The organism is Trinickia sp. (assembly GCF_036503415.1).
Taxonomy (GTDB): domain Bacteria; phylum Pseudomonadota; class Gammaproteobacteria; order Burkholderiales; family Burkholderiaceae; genus Trinickia.
In genome coordinates, this window is record NZ_DASXWY010000135.1 from 1 (window position 1) to 19,608 (window position 19,608).

Consider the following 19,608-nt stretch of genomic DNA (forward strand, 5'->3'; position numbering starts at 1 on the left):
CCCATTGACGGCTATCGGTAACGGTTGATCGTATCCCGCGTCTCGCGTGCCGCCGTCGCGGCCGCCTGCGCAAAATCGTCGCCCTTGCCCGCATAAAGGATCGCGCGCGAGGAATTGATCATCATCCCCGTGCCCGCCTGCGTGCGCCCGGCGCGCACGGTCGCTTCGACATCGCCACCTTGCGCGCCGATGCCCGGAATCAGCAGCGGCATATCGCCCACGATCGCGCGCACCGTTTCGATTTCCTTCGGAAACGTCGCGCCGACGACGAGTGCGAGCTCGCCGCTCGCATTCCACTTCTGCGCGGCAAGCGTCGCCACCGTCTGATAGAGCGGCCGGCCACCGCAATCGAGGAACTGAAGATCCGAGCCGCCCGCGTTCGAGGTCCGGCAAAGCACGATGACGCCCTTGCCCGGGTGCGCGAGGTAAGGCTCGATCGAATCGAAACCCATGTACGGGTTGACTGTCACCGCGTCCGCGCGATACCGCTCGAATGCTTCGCGTGCGTACTGCTCGGCCGTGCTGCCGATATCCCCTCGCTTGGCATCCAGAATGACCGGCAGGCCCGGGTGCGCCTCATGAATATGGGCAATCAGTGCCTCGAGCTGATCCTCGGCACGATGCGCCGCGAAGTAGGCGATCTGCGGCTTGAAGGCGCTTGCAAACGGCGCCGTCGCATCAACGATCGCGCGGCAGAAGTCGAAGATGGCATCGCCGCGGTTCGCCAGCGCGCCGGGAAAACGCGACGGTTCGGGGTCGAGCCCGACGCAAAGCAGGGAATCGGTGCGTTGCCACGCACGGTCGAGCGTGCGGACGAAAGACGGGCTGGAAGACATGGATCGAGCGCCCGCGAGGGCCGGTTATCGAATGTGAGGTGCGTATTCTAACCGCCGTCATGCGCAAGCCGGACCCGCCCGCGACCACCATCGCGGTGCGGCACGGCTCGCGGCGTTATCTGCCGACGCGCTCGACCGTGAACCGGAACTCGCGCGAGAGCTTCTCTCCGGGCGCAAGCACGGTCATGCCGTGTGAATCGGGGCCGCCGGGCAGATTGACGGCGTTGATCGGATGATCGACGGGCTCGAAGCAAAAGAACGCTTCACCCGGCGGCGTGTAAAGCACGTAGTAGTCGGCGTCCGCCGCGATCGTCAATGACAGGCGCTTTTCCGGCCAGACCACCGTGGCATGTCCGCTCCAGCCTGTGAACGAGTGGTTCACGAGCGCGCCGGGCAGCGGATAGGCGACACCGAATTGCCAGGCCGGCGGCACCGGCACATGCCGCACAGGAAGCCAATCGTCGCCGGCCAACCACAGGCCGCTCGCCGCCGCGGCAAGATGCGTCTCGCCGTTGCGCGGCAAAAACGGATGGAGGCCGAGCCCGAATGGCAACGGCTCGCGCCCGGCATTTTCGACGGCCAGCGAGACGACAAGGCTGGCGCCGTCGAGCGCATAGGTCAGCGCCGCACGGTAGCCGTACGGCTTGCCGCGGCTGCGATCGAGCGCGAGCGTCGCACTCGTGGCGTCGTGCGCGACGAGCTCCCAAGCCTGCAGCCAGCCATCGCCATGGATCGGCAGCGGCTCGGCCGGACGGTTGCGCGGCACGTCGACCTGGCGCCCCGCGAACCTGAATGAGGCACCCCCGATGCGATTCGAATACGGTACGAGCGGATAGCAGGCCAGCGCGTTGGGGTCCGCGCCCGCTGTGACGGACGGCGTGCGGCGAAACACCGGGACCGTTCCGTTGCCGCTGCCGCGCCAGTCGAAACGCGTAATCGCACCGCCCAGCGCCGGCGCCACGTCGAGACGCAATTGTGAAGTCGAGAGCGACACGGTGGCGCTTTCGCCGCCCGCGCCGAGCCCACGCGCGAGCACCGCGGTGCTGGGCCCCGGCCGCACCGGCTGACTCACCGCGGCGAGCTTGGCACGGCGCGCCGCGGACGGTGTCTCGCCCCGCGCCAGTCGGGCATCGGAATTCGCTGCGGCCATAGTCTGCTCCTCGAGAGGCGAGATGCGGTCCGGATCGGACGGGTCTTACTTGAAAGGCGGCGATACCTGCCGCCTTTGTCTCTTTATTTATCGTTCGGTTCCTGGCAGTTGGCCAGAACGTCAGGCGGGCAAACCCGCGAACACCACCTCGGGCAGCCCGCGGCGCACGACTGTCGCGGCGAACACGCCGCCTGTGTCGGGCTCGGCGGCAAGCTGATCGGAATCGAGCCCGACTCGCGCCGTCGTGACGTAGAGCGTGCCAAGGTCCGCTCCACCCAGCGCAACACAGCTCGGCTGCCGGGCCGGGACCACGACGCGCTCGGTTTCGTGGCCGGCGGCGTCGTAGCGCACGACCCGCCCGGCGCCCCAATGCGCGTTCCATAAACCGCCCTCGGCGTCGACGGTCGATCCGTCCGGGTCGCCGTCGGGATCGGTGACGGCTGCGAACCGATGCGACGGTCCGACGCTGCCATCGGCGCCATAGGCGCAGGCACGAATCTCGCGCGTCAACGAATCGCAGAAATACATCGTCGCGCCGTCGGGGCTGAATGCGATGCTATTCGCGATGGCCGGCGCGGGTAGGGGCAGCCTTTCAATGGACAAGTCCAGATCCAGACGATAAAAACCGCCGACGGGCTGCTGCTTGTCCGCTTCATGCATGGTGCCGAAGACAAAGCGCCCCTGCCGATCGCACTTGCCGTCGTTCAGACGCGTACTCATGCCCGGCTCGACCTCCACGATGCGCGTGAATTCATTCGTCGCGAGATCGAAAAACGCCAGATGCGAGGCCAGGCCAAGGAGCAGCACGTGCGCGCGCGCGGTGAACGCGAACGTGGCCAGCCGTTCCGGCATGCGCCACTCGGCGCGCTCGCCGGTGCCGGGGTTGTACCGAAAGAGCCGCTGGCCTTCGATGTCGGTCCAATACAGTTGCCCCGTGCGGGCGCACCAGAGCACACCTTCACCGAGCGTACATTCCGTATCGACGACAAGCGCTGCGCGATAGCTGCGCGGCGTATTGCCGTTCGTGTCGTGCCCCGTCATGCCCAACCTCCGTCAACGATGAACTCCTGCGCCGTGATCATCCGGCTGTCGTCCGCAGCGAGAAAAAGGGCCATGCGCGCGAGATCCTCGGGCAGCAATTCGCCATCGAGGCATTGGCCGGCCTTCAGTGCGCGCAAGCCGGCCTCGTCGAGCCACAGGCTCCGCTGCTTGTCGGTCATGACCCAGCCAGGCACGAGCGTATTGACGCGAATCCCGAACGGACCGAGATCGCGAGCCAGCGCATGCGTGAGCCCCGTGATCGCCGCCTTCGACGTCAGATAGACCGGCATGCCGCCCTGCTTCAGCATCCAGCTGATCGAGCCGAGATTGACGATCGAGCCGCCGCCGGATGCTTTCATATCGTCGGCGACGGCCTGGGCCGCAAAGAACTGGTGCCGCAGATTGACCGCGATGCCCGCGTCGAACGATTCCGGCGTGACTTCGGCGATCGTGTGACGTTTGTCGTTCGCCGCATTGTTGATCAGCGCCGCAATCGGTCCGAACGCGCCGCGCGCATCGGCAAGCGCGCCGCGCAGCGCCTCGATGTCGGTGATATCGCAAGCAAGAAACAGCGGCTTCGTCCGCGAATCGCCCAGTGCGTCTGCCAGGGCCTCGCCCGCGCTCGCGTCGATATCGCAAAAGGCCACGCGAGCGCCCTGTCCCGCGAAATGCGCGACGAACGAGGCGCCGATGCCGGTTGCGCCGCCGGTGATGAAGACGGTGCGATCGACGAGGCTGGGATACCGCGCGTAGGGACCGGGTTGCGGATGATCGGGTAACGCCATCGTGAGGAATCTCCGTCGATTACGTCGGCCGGCGCGTCAATCGCGCGAGCCGCGGTTCTTCAGTTGGTCGAGCAGCACGGCGGCGAGCAGAATGGCGCCGCGCACGAGGTATTGGTAGAACGCGTCGATATTGAGCAGGTTCATGACGTTCTCGACCGTGCCCATGATGAGCACGCCGATCACGACGCCCGAGATCGTCGCGCGGCCGCCGAGCAGCGAGACGCCGCCCAGCACGCAAGCCGAGATCACGTTGAGTTCGAAGCCCTGTGCCGCATTCGGCTGGCCCGATGTGATTCGCGATGCAAGGATCACGCCCGCCAACGCCGTCACCGCGCCCTGGACGAGGAAAATGAGGACGCGTGTGCGCTCGACGTTGATACCGGCCAGACGCGACGCTTCGGGATTGCCGCCGATGGCGAGCGTATTGCGGCCGTAGATCGTATGGTTGAGCATCACGCCGAAGACGATGAAGCAGATCAGCGTCACCCAGATCGGCAGCGAGACGCCACCCAACGTCAGGCCGCCCAGCGCGATGAACGTGTCGGACGACACGCCGACTGCTTGTCCGTGCGACACGATGAAACCGAGGCCCCGCACGATCTCCATCGTCGCCAGCGTCGTGATCAATGCGTTGATGCGCAGATAGGCAATGACGGCACCGTTCACGAATCCGATGACGGCACCGGCCGCGACGGCCGCGACGATCGCAACGAACGTGTTGTCGGTTGCGTTGAGCACCATCGCGCACAGCACGCCCGCGAATGCGACGGTCGAACCGACCGAGAGATCGAAGTCGCGCGAGGCAAGACAGAACATCATCGTGCAGGCGACCATGCCGATCTGCGAAATCGACAACGCGAGGCCCAGCATGTTGTCGATCGAGAAAAAGTGATCGACCGTCAGCGACGTCGTGATGAACATCAGGGCGAAGATCAGGATGAGGCTGTATTCGGTGACCTGCTGCCACCATTTCTGCCGATCGTTCGTCTTCGGAATCAGCGCCTCGGCGGCCTGCTTGGCCGCCGAACTCGCGAGGTTTTCTCTAGCTTGCATTTCGTCGCTCCTTCACCCGTTTCTTCGCCCGCTTCCCGGTCCGTTTGCTCGTCCGTCGTCCACGGGCTACCGTGTTGTCCTGTCAAAACATGCCGCTTCGGCCGTCCATGCGCCGCCCGCGCGACGCGGATCGGCTACGCGGCCTCTTGCGCCGGGCCGGCTGCCTGCGAGTCGCCGCCTTGCGGCAACGCGAGGCTCAAGAGGGCCGACTCGTCGGCCTGGCCGCGCTCGAGCGTGCCTGAGATGCGCCCCTCGCGCATGACGACGATGCGATCCGATACGCCGAGCACCTCGGGCAACTCGGACGACACCATCACGACCGCGCAACCGCGCTCGGCCAGCTCGTAGATCACGTTGTAGATTTCGTGCTTCGCGCCGACGTCGATGCCGCGCGTCGGCTCGTCGAGAATCACGACCTTCAGCCCGGGCTCGGCGAGCCAGCGCGAGAGAATCGCCTTTTGCTGATTGCCGCCCGAAAGCAGCCGGATCCGCTGCCGGCGGTGCGGCGTCTTGATCTTGAGCAGCTTGATGAAACGCTCGGCCGTTTCCGCCTCTTTCGCGTGATTGAGAAAGAGGCCCGCGCGCAGACCGTGTCGGCGGCAGCTGATGTTGATGTTTTCGGCCACGGACGCGATGGCAAGGATGCCCTCTTCCTTGCGATCCTCGGGACACAGCACGATGCCGTGGCGAATCGCCTGTCCCGGGCTCCTGATGTCGATCTCGGCACCGTCGAGGGCAATGCGCCCGCCGCGTTTTTTCTCGGCACCGTAGACGAGCCGCATGAGCTCGCTGCGCCCGGCGCCCACGAGGCCGAAAAATCCGAGGATTTCCCCCGCGCGGACCTCGAAGCTCGCCGGTGCGGCGAGCCCGTGCCCCTCGATGCCGTCGACGGCAAGACGCACGTCCTTGAGCTCGCGCGGCCGGTAATCGTAGATGTCCGTGATTTCCCGCCCGACCATTTCGGCGACGAGCGTCTCGCGCTTGACTTCGTGGAGATCGCGATGCGAGCCGACCTTGCGGCCATCGCGAAAAATAGTGCAGGCATCGCAAAGCGAATAGATCTCATCCATGCGATGCGAGATATAGATGAGCGCACGGCCATCGGCCTTCAGATCGCGCACGAGCTTGAACAGCACTTCGGTCTCGCGGTGCGAGAGCGAGCTCGTCGGCTCGTCGAGCGCGATGACGCGCGCATTGCGCATGAGCGCCTTGCAGATTTCGACCATCTGGCGTTGCGCGATCGACAGCCGTCCGAGCTTCGCATTCGGATCGAGATCGACGCCCATCGCGGCGAGCCGCTCGCGCACGAAGCGCTGCGCGCCGCGTTTGTCGACGAACCCGAGCGCATTCGGCAGGCGGCCCAGCAGCAGGTTTTCCGTGACCGTCAGATCGGGCACGTACTGGAGCTCCTGATGGATGATGGCAATGCCGGCGGCGATCGAAGCGGCCGCGCTCGAGAAGTGCACCTCCTGCCCATCGATCATGATGCGGCCCGAGTCCGGCTGATACTCGCCGCCGAGCACTTTCAGCAGCGTCGACTTGCCCGCGCCGTTTTCGCCCATGAGGCCATGCACTTGCCCGGCCTCGACCTCGAACGAGACGCCATCGAGCGCGCGCACACCCGGAAAGACCTTGCCGATGTTGTCAAAACGCAGCGTTGCTGCCATGTCGCTTCACCTCGTACTGATTGAAGATCCCCGCCGACATGGGGCTTCGCCGCCCCATGTCCGCAGAGACTGCCGCCACGGTTACTTCGAGGCCAGGCCCATCTTCTCGCGCACCTGCGCGACGTTATCGCGCGTCGCGAGCATGCCCGTCGTCAGCGTGAGCTTGGGCGGCTCCTTGCCCGTCGTGATCCACGTGTACATCAAATCGGACGTTTCTTCGCCATGACGCTTCGGGCTGATGATGACCGTGCCGAAGAAGCCCGTCGGGTTCGGCTTCTTGAATTCATTCAAGGCCGAGTCCGAACCGCCGATGCCGACGCCGATCATGTTGTCGGCCTTGAAGCCGCGCCCCTCGGCTGCGCGCACGGCGCCGAGCACGGCTTCGTCGTTCAGGCCGTAGGCGACCCAGTGCTTGAACTGGGGATTCTTCGTGAGCGCGATGTTCGCGGCGTTGAAGGCGTTTTCCGTGTCCGTCTTCGCTTGCGGCGCGGCGATCACGTTGGCTTTCGGGAAGCCCGCGGCAACGAGCGCGTCGGTCGCGCCCGTCGTGCGATCGTGAGCCGTCGGCAGCTGCTCGTAGGTCACGTCGATGGCGCCGACGTCCTTCATGTCCCAGCCGCGCTTCTTGATTTCGGCCGCGATGCCGTCACCCACTTGCTTGCCGATGTTGTAAGCGGAGATGCCCATGTGCGGCACGGCTTCGATCGGCTTGCCGCTGCCATCGACGAGACGGTCGTCCACCGTCATCATCTTGAGGTTGTGCGCCTTCGCCTTCGCGACGATACCGGGCCCGAGCTTGACGTCCGGCGTGCAGATGATGAAGCCCTGCGCCTTTTGCGCCGCCAGGTTGTCGATCGCGCTCATGACCTTTTCACCGGAGGGCGCGCCGATCTTCACGAGCGTGAAGCCCTTTTCCTTCGCAGCGCTCTCGGCGAATTTCCATTCATCCTGGAACCACGGCTCTTCGGGCTGCTTCACGAGAAAGCCGATTTTCACCGGGTCGGCCGCCTGGGCAGCCGGCGCTGCGGCGAACATCGCGCCTGCCGCAACCGCTGCGAGCGAAAGGAATATTCTGCGCTTCATGTGCGTGTCTCCTGTCTATTGAAGGTGTGGGCCGCGTTGTCTTGGTCGGATAACTCACGCGGCCGGTGCGTCATCCGATGTCGATGATTTGTTGTCGTGCTGCCTTCTTGCTGCCTTCTTGCTGCTTTCCTTGCTGCGCGGATACCGCGTGCGAGTTGCCTCGGCACCGCCGGCCCCGTCGCTCAATCGTGGTAGAGCGCCGAGCGTCCCCCGTCCACCGTGATGCAACTCGCATTGATGAAAGGCGCCTCGTCCGATGCGAGAAACACCGCCGTCATCGCCACCTCCTCCGGCTGGCCGATTCGCTTCATCGGCTGCAACGCGAGCGTCGCGCGACGCGCGGACTCGGGGTCGGGCTGCGCATTCCACCAATCGAGTGTCAACTGCGTCTCGATGTAGCCCGGCGCGATCGCATTGACCCGCACCTGTCGCGCCGCGTATTCGATACCGAGCGCACGCGTGAGCCCGATCACGCCGTGCTTGGCGACCGGATACGGGAAACAACCGGGAATGATCTTGAACGCATGCGTCGAAGCGATATTGACGATGCTGCCGCGTCCGCGTTCGACCATGCCCGGCAACACCGCCCGGCAACCGTTCCAGACTCCGTCGAGATCGACCGCGAAGCACCGGCGCCAATCGTCGTCGGTCATCGTCAGCGGATCGCAAAACACATTGATGCCAGCGTTATTGACGAGCACGTCGATGGGGCCGAACGCGTCTTCTGCCGCCGCGACCGCGTCGCGCACGGAGGCCGCGTCGGTCACATCGGTTCGATGCGCCTTCATGCGCGCCCCGGCGTGCTCGCGCTGGATCGCGTCGCGGCTCGCTTCACCGGCATCGGTATCGAGTTCGGCCAGCAGCACCGCCGCGCCTTCGCCCGCGAATGCCCGTGCGATGGCCGCGCCGATGCCCCGGCCGGCACCGGTCACGAGCGCGACTTTGCCGGCCAGCCGATTCATCGCGCGACTCCTTCGCGTGCCGCGCGCAGTCCGTCGGCGAATGCACGCGCACGCACGGCGGTTTCGTCAGGACCCTGACCCGGGCGATAAAGCGCCGAGCCAAGCCCGAATCCGTCCGCACCCGCCGCGAGAAACGGCTGCATGTTCTCGGGCGAGACGCCCCCCACCGGTACGATCGGAACGCGCTTGGGCACGACCGCCCGCCATGCTTTGACCACATGCGCGCCGAGCTGCTCGGCGGGGAACATCTTCAGTGCATCGGCACCGGCGGCGAGCGCCGCAAATGCCTCGGTCGGCGTGGCCACGCCGGGCGTGCATGCCAGTCCCGCGGCCTTCGCCGCACGAATGACCGCCGCATCCGCATGCGGCATGACGACGAGCTCGCCGCCTGCGCCGGCCAGCGTACCGACGAGCTCGGGGCGCAATACTGTCCCGGCCCCGACGATCGCATCGTGCGGCAGCGCCGCGCGTATCGCCGCAATGCTCTCGAACGGCGCCGGCGAATTCAGCGGCACTTCGATGACCCGGAACCCCGCGTCGTAGAGCGCAAGCCCGTGCTCGCCAGCCTCTCCCGGTTCGATGCCGCGCAAGATCGCGATCAGCGGGCAAGCGGCGAACGCGGCGGCAAAGCGTGGGTGCGGCCGGTACGGCGCAGGCAGGTCGAGATCGGTGGTGTTAGGGTCGGTCGTAACCATGTCGTGTTCCGTCGATGTCGTGATGCGCCGCTCAGCGGCCCAGGTCCGTGGTGCCGACCGCGTTCGCGGCCGGCGCTGCCGCGCCGCCGACGAGCCCGGCTTGCACGGCGATGCGCCACAATCCGCGCTCGGCCGCATGCTCGACGATCGCGGCATTCGCGCTGCCGAATTCCGCCAGCGCGAGCCGGTACCGCTCGCACAGTGCGGGCTCCCCGATCAGCCGCAGGGCCTCGTTCTCGAGCCCCTCGCCTCGCGCGGCCAGCACCGCCCGAAGGCCGGCCAGTTCGTGCCCGATCAGGAGCCCGGATAGATAGTCGGGCTGCTGGTCCGCTTTCAACTGCGCGGTGAGGCCCAGCGTTCGCGTGCTGAAGATCGTCGCCAGCAGCCCCGCATGATCGGCGTTCTTCGCCACCGTGACGCCGCGCAGGAATGCTTCCGTGTCGGGCTTGGCCGGCTGCGTCATGGTGCGGCCGAGGATCGTGTGATCGCGCAACGCGGCAAAGAGCTCGCCCGTCATGAAGGTATGAAAGGCTTCGATGCGTTCGCCGCGCACCACGGCCCACTTCGCGTGCGTGCCCGGCAATCCGACGAGCGCCGCCGCGCCGTTTGCACCGAGCGCGGCATCGCTTGCGAGCGCCCCGACGATCTGCGTTTCTTCTCCGCGCATGACGTTCGGCAGCTCGCCGCGCTCGATCACGCCCGGCACGATGTGAAGCACGACTCCGCGTGCCGTCGCGACATCGACGATGCCCGCAACGAGCTCCCGCGCCGTGGCGGGCGTATCGACGTAGGGCGCCTCGCGCCAACCTTGAGCGCTGCCGACCATGCCCGCGGCGATCGCCGGCAGATCGGGGAACGCCTCGAACCACTCTGCTGCGACGGCTTCGAACGCGACGTCGAAGCCGCCGGGCCGCGGCAAGTTCATGATTCCCGCAGTCGATGCGCGGGTGGCCAGTACGTTGCCGTGCGCATCGAAAAGATAGGCGCGCAGCGACGTCGTGCCCCAATCGAGCCCGATCAGTGCCGGCTCGGCAAATGTCGAATGCGATCCGATCATCGTTTGATCCGCCGTGTTCCCTGGGGCGCGCGCCAGCCGAGTTCTTCGGAGATTCCGCGTGCCTCGCGCTGCACGAGCGGCACGAGCTCGTCCATGCGTTCGAGCGACATGTACGGAACCGTGCTGGCAACCGAGACGGCCGCGACGATCGCACCCGACGCATCGCGCACCGGTCCGGCCACGCAGCGGATCGACGTCTCGTTTTCTTCCAGATCGAACGTGAATCCGCCCGCTGCATAGCGCACCATGCGGTGCAGGAAGAGCGGTTTGTCGGGCCGATTCTCGGGTTTGAACGTCACGCCCGCGAGCGCCCGACGCGAGACGTCGAAAAGCCGCTCCCAATCGTCCGGCTTCAAATCGAGCATCAGTGCCTTGCCGATCCCGGTCGACGCCAGCGGCATCCGGTGTCCGACGCGCGAACGCATTTCGAGCCCGCGTTGGCCGGAAATCTTGTCGATATAGAGAACGTCGTCGCCATCGCGCACACCCAGGTGGATCGTATCGAGCGTGGCTTGCGCGAGCCGCTCGAGGTGGGGGCGCGCCACCGCCGTCAGCGGCATTTGTTCGAGCGCGATGGTACCGAGCTCGATCAGCTTCGGTCCCAACAAATAGCCCGCGGGTGTCTGACGCAGATACCGCGCCTGCACGAGGCTGTTCAACAGACGATGCGTGGTGCTGCGCGAGGTGCCGAGCACCGCGGCGAATGCACGCATGTCGTGCGCGCCCGCGGCCGCGGCTTCGAGAATCGCCAGACCGCGCAGCAGTGTCTGCGTGCCGGCCTGCTGGCTCGCGATGTCGAGCGGGGTACCCGAAAGGCTGATTTCGTCCGCACCGGCGCGCGAGGAAAGCGCGGCGGCCAAGGCTGCGCCGCCCGGCGTTTCCGGTATATCCGGCGTATCCGGCCCGTCGGGCGTATGCGCCGCTTGTTCGGGGGGGTTCATCGCTGTCTCCCATGTCATTTCGTCGAGATTGTAGGCGGGCGCCTTCGACTGTTCAACATATGAGTTCAACGTCCATATATTGGGATTCTTCGCGCATCCGGTCATGCCGGCGATTGCGTACCGCGAAGGCTCGATAGGGGGAGATGAGCGCCGGCCGCGCGTACGTGTTCTATATTGAGCAGCTTCTCTCTTCCCCGGCCCGCCCCTTTCGAGGACCACGAAATGAAACCGATCATCAATCTTGCCGACGTCGAACTCTCACCGCGGCCCGCCGCCTTCGCCCCGCCAGAATCGATGAACGACCGTTACGGGGAGGTTCAGATCGGCCAGATCGGGCGCGCAATCGGTGCGCGCAAGCTCGGCTACAACGTGACGGCTGTGCCGCCCGGCAAGCGGGCGTTTCCGTGTCACAGCCACTCGGTCAACGAGGAAATGTTTTTCGTGCTCGAAGGTACGGGAGAAATACGGATCGGCGAGGCGCGCTATCCGATCCGCGCCGGCGATGTCATCGCGTGCCCGCCTGGCGGCGAAGATGCTGCCCATCAGATCGTGAATACGGGCGAGTCGGAATTGCGGTATCTGGCGGTGAGCACGATGAGTCTGCCCGAAGTGGTGGAATATCCCGACTCGGGGAAGTTCGGCCTGCTCGCCGAACTACCGGGCCGCGCTGGCGCGCCCTCCACCGTCTTCCGTTTCGTCTCGCGCAAGGAAGCCGGCGTCGGCTACTGGGAAGGCAATTGAGCAGCGGCGCAGCGGAGCAGCGGAACGAGTGAGCACGCGCGCGCGGCGTCGGTCGACCCGGGAACGCCTCAGCGCGGCACTTCCGCGGCCCCCATGCGCCGAGCGATGACCGCCGCGCGCTGCGCCAGATAGCCCGACGACCGATGTTCGTCGAAATATTTCGGCCGCGGAAGCATGACGGCGAGCCGCGCCGCCTGCCAGGCGGTGAGCCGATCCGCGGAAACGCGGTAGTAGTAGCGTGCGGCGGCCTGCGCGCCGTAGACGCCATTGCCCCATTCCACCGAGTTCAGATAAATCTCGAAGATGCGCTGCTTGTCCATCAGCGTTTCGAGCATCCAGGTAATGATGAATTCCTGCCCTTTACGCACGTAGCTCTTTTCGCGCGAGAGAAAGAGGTTGCGCGCGAGCTGCTGGGTGATCGTCGAGCCGCCCGCGACGATCTTGCCGCGCGACTTGTTGCGCTCCCAAGCCTGCAGGATTGCATCCGTCTCGTAGCCGCTGTTATTGACGAAGTTGGCGTCTTCGGACGCAATGATGGCTCGCTTCAGATTGCGCGAAATCTTGTCGTAGGGAACCCATTCATGCGCGATCGACAAGTCGGGGCGGTCCGCGGCAAGACGCCACGCATCGGCGCGCATGAACGCAGTCGATCTCGGATTGACGAACGTCCACACGGCAATCTGCGCGAAGTAATAGGCCTGCGTTCCAAGCCACGCGGCAACGGCAACCGAAACCGCATACACGGCCCAGCGGGCCGGGCCCGGCGAGCCGCCACCCCGCTTCATGCGCGCGCGGCGGCGAGCGTTGCGCGCAACTCGGCGAGCACGGGTGCGCTCGCCGGCCGCACCGCGCGCCAGACGAAGAAGGACTCGGCCGCCTGCTCGACCAGCATGCCGAGACCGTCCGCCGCGCGCGCGCCGAGCGATTCGGCATGGTGCATGAAGACAGTCGGTTGCATGCCGTACATCATGTCGTAGGCGAGTGTGCCGGCGCCGAAAACGCGCTCGTCGCATTCGGGCAGCGCCGCGTCGAGGCTGCCCGCCGTAGCATTGACGACGATATCGTACGCGCGCGGGGCGGCCGCCTGCGGGCCGCCGCCGCCGAGCGCGCAACCCGCATCGTTCGCGGCAGTACGGAATCGGTCGACGAGCGCGTCGGCCTTCTCGGCCGTGCGATTGACGATCGTCAATTCAGCCGGCGAGCGCGCCAGTATCGGCAGAATGACGCCGCGCGCCGCGCCGCCCGCGCCGAGCAGCAGAATGCGCGCACCCGCAAGACGGACTCCGAGATTCGACTCGATATCGCGCACGAGACCCACGCCGTCGGTGTTGTCCCCGTACAGGCCGTCGCTGTCGACGCGCAGCGTATTGACCGCGCCTGCCGCCTCGGCGCGCGCGGATAGCCGGTCGGCCAGCCCATGCGCTTCGAGCTTGAACGGCACGGTGACATTGAGGCCCCGTCCCCGTGCGGCGATGAATGCACGTACCGTGTCGGCAAATCCCCCAATCGGCGCTAGCAGATGGCGATATTCGACGGGCTCTCCCGTCTGCCCGGCAAAACGCGCGTGAATGAACGGCGACTTGCTGTGCGCAACGGGATTGCCCACGACGGCATAGAGTTCGCGACCCTCCGTAGCCGGAGCGATCGCTGGAAGTTCGATCGGTTCCATCGTGCTCACTCGGTCAGGTGGGTCGCACGGCTCGACGGGCCCATCGACTGCCCCGCGCCCGAAACGCGCGCGCCATCCGCTCCGGGCTCACCGTCACCGTCAGCGTCCGGCTCGCCTCGCTGCTCGCTCTGTGCGCCCGCTTCGCCTGCGTCGCCCTCACCGCCTTCGGCTCGCGCCTCTTCTTCGCTCTCGGCGGAGGCGTCCGATGCATCCGCCGGATCGACGACGTCGTCGAGCTGCTCGTCCTCGGCCGCCTCGAGCTCGTCGCCTGCGCCCGCTGCCAACCCAGGCGCGTCGAGCACACGAGTCGGACGCACCGATGCTTCGACCGTCAACTCGTCGACCGACATCACTTCGAGCACCACGCGCGTACCGCGCGCATGTACACCGAGACCGGGCACGTGTAACAGCAGCGGCACTTCCTCCAGACGCACCAGATCGCCCTTCACGACCACGGCGACGACTTCACGCTTGCCCTCCTGCGTGATCCAGCGCAGACACCAGAAGTACTCCATGCGCCGCTGGTGGTCGGCATAGGCGGAATAGGTATCGTCGAAACCCTGCACGATTGCAAAAAGATCGGCGTCCTTCGGCTTGAACGGTGCGACGAGTTTGGCCGTCACGCCGTGCTGCACGCAGGCCAGCAATTGCCATTGGTTGACGAGATCCACATAGCGGCGCAACGGCGACGTGCTCCATGCGTATTGCGCGACGCCGAGCCCCTCGTGGGGCGCGGCGCTCGTCTGCATGCGCGTGCGTTTCGGCCCCGCGGCGGCGAACGTGCGCTGCGTACGATAGATGCCGGGCACGCCGTGATCGTGCAAAAACGCGCCCCAGCTCGAGTTCGCGAGGATCGCCAGCTCGGCGACGATGAGATCGAGCGGCGAGCCGCGCCGGCGGGGCGTGATCGTCACATGTTCGCCGTCGACATAGAAGTTGTAGTCGGTGTTGCCGAACACTTCGCGTCGGAGCCCATAGCCCGCGCGCGCAGCCTGGCGTTTTTCGAAGAGCGCCTGCGCAAGCGGCCAGAGAATCGCGATCTCCTCTTTGTGCGGATAGTCGCCTTCGCCTTTGGCGAGCGCCTCTTCCGTCACCTGCGCATCGAGCGTGTTGTGCCGGAGATTGCTTTTCACGAAGACGCGTTCGGCGCGCGTTTCCGTCGCGACGACATCCTGCGTCGCGCGATCGACGATGACGTAAAGGGACAAGGCCGGACGCAGGCCGCCCTCCTTGAGCGTGAAAACGTCGACGACCTCATCGGGCAGCATCGTGATCTTGTCGCCGGGCATGTAGACGGTCGACAGGCGCGCGCGCGCGATGGCGTCCACCGCATCGCCGCGCGTGATGCCAAGTGCGGGCGCCGCGATATGGATGCCCACGCGCACGCGCCCGTCGGCAAGCATCTCGACGGAAAACGCGTCGTCGATCTCCGTCGTCGTGATGTCGTCGATCGAGAACGCCTCGACCTGAGCCGTCGGCAGATCGTCGGGCACCGGCCCGGGCACGACGCTCGGAAAGCCCGTTCCATGCGGAAAATATTCGGACAGAAACCGCGCTTCGTGCAGCGCGCGCGCCGATGCGACGCCGCCGCACTCGAGCATGAGCCGCGCCTGGGACACTCCGCGCGCCGCGGCGGCCGCTTCGAGCGCCTTGTATTCGATCGAATTCTTATCGGGTTTCGTCAGCAGCGCGAGCGCCTTGCCATTGAATGCCGCGGGCAGGCGTCCCGCCTTGAGCTCTTCCTCGTAGCCGGCTTGGACGAGCGCCTGCTGACGTTTGCGCTCGAGCGCGGCGAGCGCCATCTTGAGCTGTTCCTCGGGCGCGCGCAGATAAAGCCCGCGCCCCTTGCGGCGGAAATACACGGGCGCGCCCTGCAGGCGCAAGACCAGCGCGGCGCGCTCGACAGGCCCGGCCGACGCGCCGAAATATTCGTCGGCGAGCGCCGCGAAAGGAAATTCGTCCGGCGGAGCGCATTCCCACAGGAAATCGAGATCGATCTGCTGCGCCGCTGTATCCGCCTTTTGCAACAACTCGCCGGCCGCGGGCTCGCCGAACTCGATCAGCACATCCTTGGCGCGCACTTTCGTGCGCCGGCCGCCCGGCAGTTCGACTTGCAGCGCATCGCCTTGTCGCGACAGCACGCTGCCCGCCTTCAATCCGCCCGATTCCTCAAAAAAAACGTTCACTCGATATTCTCGCTGGAGACTTGTTTTCGGCAGCGTGCAGGCGTTACGCAAATCGCGCGCCCGCTGCGGTGTCAATTCATCGGATAGCGCGGCGCGCCTGGCGCTCTTCTCGAACTCGCCTCAAGCGCTGCGAGCCGGCTCGACCCCGCAAAAGGCGAGCACGTCGTCCGCATGATCCGCAAAACCGCTGATCGCATGATCGCCGCCTTCGATCAGCTTCGTTCGGGCGCCCGGATAGTGCGCGAGCATGTCTCGATAGTCGAGCACCTCGTCGCCTGTGGCGGCGATCAGATAATAGCGTTCCGGCCGCGTCACGGACGCCACCCCGATCATTCCGAGCTCCTCGAGATGGCGCGGCGTGACGACGATACTGCCGCCGCCATGCCAAAGCGGCTGCTCGCCGAGGTACGACGAGAGATCGCGCTGCGGCAACACGGCCGGGTTCAGCAATACCGCGCGCCAGCCGTGCTGTTCGGCAAGGTAGGTCGCATAGTAGCCGCCCAGCGAACTGCCGATCAGCGTGACGTCCTGGGCGCCCGCGAGCGTCTTTTCGACGAGCGCGACCGCGTCGAGCGGCGATACGGGCAACATCGGACAGCGCCACTCGTCGGCACGGCCCAGCTCCGCCAGGCGGGCCGCCAAAAGACGCGCCTTGAACGAATTCGGCGAAGAACGAAAGCCGTGCAGATAAAGAATCACGTGGCGCTCCGCTCGCGCCCATTCGCGCGACGTCCGAGCGCGTCGAGCAGCTTTTGGTGCACACCGCCGAATCCGCCGTTGCTCATGACGAGGATATGATCGCCCGGCCGCGCCGCTGCGCTGACCGCGGCGACGAGCGCATCGAGATCGTCGAAGGCCTGGGCCTTGGCGCCGAGCGGCGCGAGCGCGGCGGCGAGATCCCAGCCCAACGCATCGCGCCCGCTTGGTGCGCCGTAGCCGAACACCTGATCCGCATCGGCGAGACTGATCGGCAACTGCGCCTTCATGACGCCAAGCTTCATCGTGTTCGAGCGCGGCTCGAGCACCGCCAGGATGCGCGCATGCTGCTCGCCGATGCGGGTGCGCAAGCCCGCGATCGTCGTCTCGATCGCGGTGGGGTGGTGCGCAAAGTCGTCGTAGACCGTCACGCCATCGACACTGCCGCGCACCTCCATTCGCCTTTTGACGTTGCGAAACGCCGACAGCGAGCGCGCAGCCTGAGCGGCCGGCACACCGACATGCCGCGCCGCCGCGATGGCCGCCAGCGCATTCAAGCGATTATGTTCGCCTTGCACCTGCCACTGCACGACGCCTTCGCGCTCGCCCTGCCGATAAACGGCGAAACTCTCGTCGACCTCGATGCCCTCGGCCGCCGGCCGCGCGACCCATCCGCCCTCGACGCCGAAGCGCTCGACCTCGCTCCATACGCCGCGGGCCAGCACGCGCTCGAGCGCGGCGTCCCGGCCATTGACGATGAGACGTCCGACGCTAGGCACAGTACGCACCAGGTGGTGGAATTGCGTCTCGATAGCGGCGAGATCGGGAAAGATATCCGCGTGATCGTATTCGAGGTTGTTGAGCACGGCCGTGCGCGGGCGGTAGTGGACGAACTTCGAGCGCTTGTCGAAGAAAGCCGTGTCGTACTCGTCCGCCTCGATCACAAAGAAACTCGAATCGGTCAGTCGCGCGGAGACGCCGAAATTGAGTGGCACGCCGCCAATGAGAAAGCCAGGATTCAACCCCGCATCCTCGAGCAGCCAGGCGAGCATGGAACTCGTCGTGGTCTTGCCGTGCGTGCCGGCCACGGCCAACACCCACTTGCCGGCCAATACATGCTCGCCGAGCCACTGCGGCCCGGACACATAGGGCAGGCCGCGATCGAGAATCGCTTCCATGAGCGGGTTGCCGCGCGTCACGACATTGCCGATGACGAAAAGATCGGGGGCGAGATCGAGCTGCTCGGCGCCATACCCTTCGACGAGTTCGATGCCCTGCGCCTGGAGCTGGGTGCTCATCGGCGGATAGACGCCGGCGTCGCATCCCGTGACCGTATGGCCCGCGGCGCGCGCGAGTACCGCGAGACCGCCCATGAACGTGCCGCAGATGCCGAGAATATGGATGTGCATAACGATAAGGTGCCGCCGAGCGCGGGTGATGTCGCAAAAAAAGGAGGAGCAGCCGCCGGGCATCGGCGCGGCGACCCTGCTCGGGCGCCGCGGCTCGCTCGAGCGCATCTCGGAAAAGGCCGTTATTGTACCCGACGCCTCTCGTGCGGCAGCGCGCCGGACGGCCGTCGCGCGCCGATCGGGTATGATTGCCTGATGGTTCGCCGATTTCATGCAGACCCGCAGCGGGTGCGGGAAGAGATTGCGATCGCCGCGGCGCGGCTGATCGCGGAGGAAGGGCTCGACTACGCCAGCGCGAAGCGCAAAGCGGCGCGGCAGGTGCTCGGACAAACGCGTGTGGCGGGCGAATGGTTGCCCGACAACGATCAGATCGAAGAGGAAATCCGCGAGTACCAGTCCATCTTCCAGTCCGAGAGTCAGCCTGCAGTGCTGCGCCATCTGCGCGAAGTCGCGCTCGATTGGATGGAGCGGCTCGCGGCATTCAATCCTTATCTGACCGGCGCGGTGTTGAACGGCACGGCGGGCGAACACTCGGATATCCATTTGCAGGTGTTTTGCGACAATCCAAAAGAAGTCGCCATTCACCTGCTCAATGCGAACGTCCAGTATGACGTTTCGGAGACGCGCCATTTCGGAGGTCGCGGCAGCGTGGAGACGCTGAGCTTTCTCGCACGCGCTACGGCCCACGAACCGCCGGTCGGAATGCACATTGCGCTTTACGACACCGACGATCTGCGCGGCGCCGTCCGTGCCGACGCGCGCGGTCGGGCGCCGCGCGCCAACGCGGAGGCCGTCCGGGCCCTACTCGATGGCGCAGACCGGGACCGGGCCGCACCGCCGGGGCGCTCCGGCGATTGACCGAATTTGAGATTGAAGACGATGAAGAATCGACTTGCCGGCGCAGCGCTCGCACTGATCGCGCTTGCCGCCATCGGCCTCATGGCGTCCCACGCATTACGCGGCGGTACGCCCACCAAGCCCGAGGCATCGGCACCTCAGGCGCTCGCCGCGCAAGACGGGGCCGCGCCGGGCGAGGTGCAATCCGATGCCGTATCGCAACTCTTCGCCAGCGCGCTGACGGCGCCCGACGGCACACCAGAGAAGCTGGCGCCGTTCAAGGGGAAGGTGCTCGTGGTCAACTTCTGGGCGTCATGGTGCGCGCCTTGCGTCCGAGAAATGCCGGCGCTGTCAGGCCTCGCGCGCCAATATGCCGGCAAGGGCGTGACGTTCGTCGGCATCGGCGTGGATTCGCAGAAGAACATCCAGACGTTCTTGCAGAAGATCCCGGTGGACTACCCGGTCTACGTCAGCGGATTCGGCGGCGCCGACATCGCGCGACGCTTCGGCAATACTGCCGGCGGCCTCCCCTTTACGGTCGTAATTGACGCGAACGGCGCCGTACGTTCGACAAAATTAGGGGAAGTCACACCCGCCGAGCTGCGCCGCGCGCTCGATGCACTATAATACGGCCCCTTACTTTGCGCGCAACTTAACGGAAGTTCGGGCCATCGGCGGGCGCGTTGCCGGAATTTAGCGAAAACCGGCGGCGCCCGGCCCACTCGGCAGCCCTGCCGTTTCCGCCACCACAACCGTTGTTGCTGGACAAGTTTCGCTAAACAGCGCTAAAGTTCGCGCAA

The 19,608-nt window shown here is 65.9% G+C and carries 19 protein-coding genes; 3 read left to right on the forward strand and 16 right to left on the reverse strand.

Annotated features, from left to right (window positions below; all coding sequences use genetic code 11):
* Nucleotides 1-11: 11 nt before the first annotated feature.
* The 11 genes from pyrF to VGL01_RS17095 all read right to left on the reverse strand — a co-directional run bounded on the left by pyrF (nucleotide 12) and on the right by VGL01_RS17095 (nucleotide 11,270).
* Complete coding sequence (gene pyrF, locus VGL01_RS17045) at nucleotides 12-836, reverse strand: orotidine-5'-phosphate decarboxylase (RefSeq protein WP_331571347.1); 825 nt, start codon at nucleotides 834-836, stop codon at nucleotides 12-14.
* 115 nt (nucleotides 837-951) lie between these two features.
* Nucleotides 952-1,986 (reverse strand): aldose 1-epimerase, encoded by a 1,035-nt coding sequence (locus VGL01_RS17050; protein WP_331571349.1) that lies wholly within the window; start codon nucleotides 1,984-1,986, stop codon nucleotides 952-954.
* Nucleotides 1,987-2,106: 120 nt separating this feature from the next.
* Nucleotides 2,107-3,027, reverse strand: coding sequence for an SMP-30/gluconolactonase/LRE family protein (locus tag VGL01_RS17055; protein ID WP_331571351.1), 921 nt, complete (start codon nucleotides 3,025-3,027; stop codon nucleotides 2,107-2,109).
* On the reverse strand, nucleotides 3,024-3,812 hold the full coding sequence (locus VGL01_RS17060; RefSeq protein ID WP_331571353.1) for an SDR family oxidoreductase: 789 nt from the start codon (nucleotides 3,810-3,812) through the stop codon (nucleotides 3,024-3,026). Before VGL01_RS17060 ends, VGL01_RS17055 begins: the two co-directional genes overlap by 4 nt.
* A 36-nt stretch (nucleotides 3,813-3,848) precedes the next feature.
* Nucleotides 3,849-4,865 carry an L-arabinose ABC transporter permease AraH gene (gene araH / locus VGL01_RS17065; RefSeq protein WP_331571355.1) on the reverse strand — a complete coding sequence of 339 codons (1,017 nt, stop codon included), beginning with the start codon at nucleotides 4,863-4,865 and terminating at the stop codon, nucleotides 3,849-3,851.
* Nucleotides 4,866-4,999: 134 nt separating this feature from the next.
* Nucleotides 5,000-6,532 (reverse strand): L-arabinose ABC transporter ATP-binding protein AraG, encoded by a 1,533-nt coding sequence (gene araG, locus VGL01_RS17070; protein ID WP_331571357.1) that lies wholly within the window; start codon nucleotides 6,530-6,532, stop codon nucleotides 5,000-5,002.
* A gap of 81 nt (nucleotides 6,533-6,613) precedes the next feature.
* Nucleotides 6,614-7,615, reverse strand: a complete 1,002-nt coding sequence (locus VGL01_RS17075) for an arabinose ABC transporter substrate-binding protein (protein ID WP_331571359.1) — start codon at nucleotides 7,613-7,615, stop codon at nucleotides 6,614-6,616.
* 182 nt (nucleotides 7,616-7,797) lie between these two features.
* A complete protein-coding gene (locus tag VGL01_RS17080) occupies nucleotides 7,798-8,577 on the reverse strand; it encodes an SDR family oxidoreductase (protein ID WP_331571361.1) in 780 nt (259 codons plus the stop codon).
* Nucleotides 8,574-9,272 carry a 2-dehydro-3-deoxy-6-phosphogalactonate aldolase gene (locus VGL01_RS17085; protein ID WP_331571363.1) on the reverse strand — a complete coding sequence of 233 codons (699 nt, stop codon included), beginning with the start codon at nucleotides 9,270-9,272 and terminating at the stop codon, nucleotides 8,574-8,576. Before VGL01_RS17085 ends, VGL01_RS17080 begins: the two co-directional genes overlap by 4 nt.
* A gap of 31 nt (nucleotides 9,273-9,303) precedes the next feature.
* Nucleotides 9,304-10,329: a 2-dehydro-3-deoxygalactonokinase gene (locus tag VGL01_RS17090; protein ID WP_331571365.1), complete on the reverse strand. Its 1,026-nt coding sequence runs from the start codon at nucleotides 10,327-10,329 to the stop codon at nucleotides 9,304-9,306.
* Nucleotides 10,326-11,270, reverse strand: coding sequence for an IclR family transcriptional regulator (locus VGL01_RS17095; protein WP_331571367.1), 945 nt, complete (start codon nucleotides 11,268-11,270; stop codon nucleotides 10,326-10,328). Before VGL01_RS17095 ends, VGL01_RS17090 begins: the two co-directional genes overlap by 4 nt.
* Nucleotides 11,271-11,492: 222 nt before the next feature.
* Here VGL01_RS17095 and VGL01_RS17100 point away from each other — a divergent pair, with 222 nt between their 5' ends.
* Nucleotides 11,493-12,011, forward strand: a complete 519-nt coding sequence (locus tag VGL01_RS17100; RefSeq protein ID WP_331571369.1) for a cupin domain-containing protein — start codon at nucleotides 11,493-11,495, stop codon at nucleotides 12,009-12,011.
* Nucleotides 12,012-12,079: 68 nt separating this feature from the next.
* On the opposite strand, the gene mtgA is transcribed toward VGL01_RS17100, so the two are convergent.
* The 5 genes from mtgA to mpl all read right to left on the reverse strand — a co-directional run bounded on the left by mtgA (nucleotide 12,080) and on the right by mpl (nucleotide 18,034).
* The gene (mtgA, locus tag VGL01_RS17105) at nucleotides 12,080-12,796 is read right to left on the reverse strand and encodes a monofunctional biosynthetic peptidoglycan transglycosylase (RefSeq protein ID WP_331571372.1); all 717 of its coding nucleotides are present in this window, start codon (nucleotides 12,794-12,796) and stop codon (nucleotides 12,080-12,082) included.
* Complete coding sequence (gene aroE / locus VGL01_RS17110) at nucleotides 12,793-13,680, reverse strand: shikimate dehydrogenase (RefSeq protein WP_331571374.1); 888 nt, start codon at nucleotides 13,678-13,680, stop codon at nucleotides 12,793-12,795. Before aroE ends, mtgA begins: the two co-directional genes overlap by 4 nt.
* A gap of 5 nt (nucleotides 13,681-13,685) precedes the next feature.
* Nucleotides 13,686-15,866, reverse strand: coding sequence for a ribonuclease catalytic domain-containing protein (locus VGL01_RS17115; RefSeq protein ID WP_331571376.1), 2,181 nt, complete (start codon nucleotides 15,864-15,866; stop codon nucleotides 13,686-13,688).
* 120 nt (nucleotides 15,867-15,986) lie between these two features.
* Nucleotides 15,987-16,565, reverse strand: coding sequence for a YqiA/YcfP family alpha/beta fold hydrolase (locus VGL01_RS17120; RefSeq protein ID WP_331571378.1), 579 nt, complete (start codon nucleotides 16,563-16,565; stop codon nucleotides 15,987-15,989).
* Entirely contained in the window at nucleotides 16,562-18,034 is a 1,473-nt protein-coding gene (mpl, locus tag VGL01_RS17125) for a UDP-N-acetylmuramate:L-alanyl-gamma-D-glutamyl-meso-diaminopimelate ligase (protein ID WP_331571380.1), read from the reverse strand. The genes VGL01_RS17120 and mpl overlap by 4 nt, the downstream gene beginning before the upstream one ends.
* Nucleotides 18,035-18,166: 132 nt before the next feature.
* On the opposite strand from mpl, the gene VGL01_RS17130 reads away from it, so the two are divergent.
* Together VGL01_RS17130 and VGL01_RS17135 are read left to right on the forward strand one after the other, a co-directional pair.
* Nucleotides 18,167-18,829 carry a UDP-N-acetylmuramate--alanine ligase gene (locus tag VGL01_RS17130; RefSeq protein WP_331571382.1) on the forward strand — a complete coding sequence of 221 codons (663 nt, stop codon included), beginning with the start codon at nucleotides 18,167-18,169 and terminating at the stop codon, nucleotides 18,827-18,829.
* Between the two features lie 21 nt (nucleotides 18,830-18,850).
* Nucleotides 18,851-19,435, forward strand: coding sequence for a TlpA disulfide reductase family protein (locus VGL01_RS17135; RefSeq protein WP_331571384.1), 585 nt, complete (start codon nucleotides 18,851-18,853; stop codon nucleotides 19,433-19,435).
* Nucleotides 19,436-19,608 lie beyond the last annotated feature (173 nt).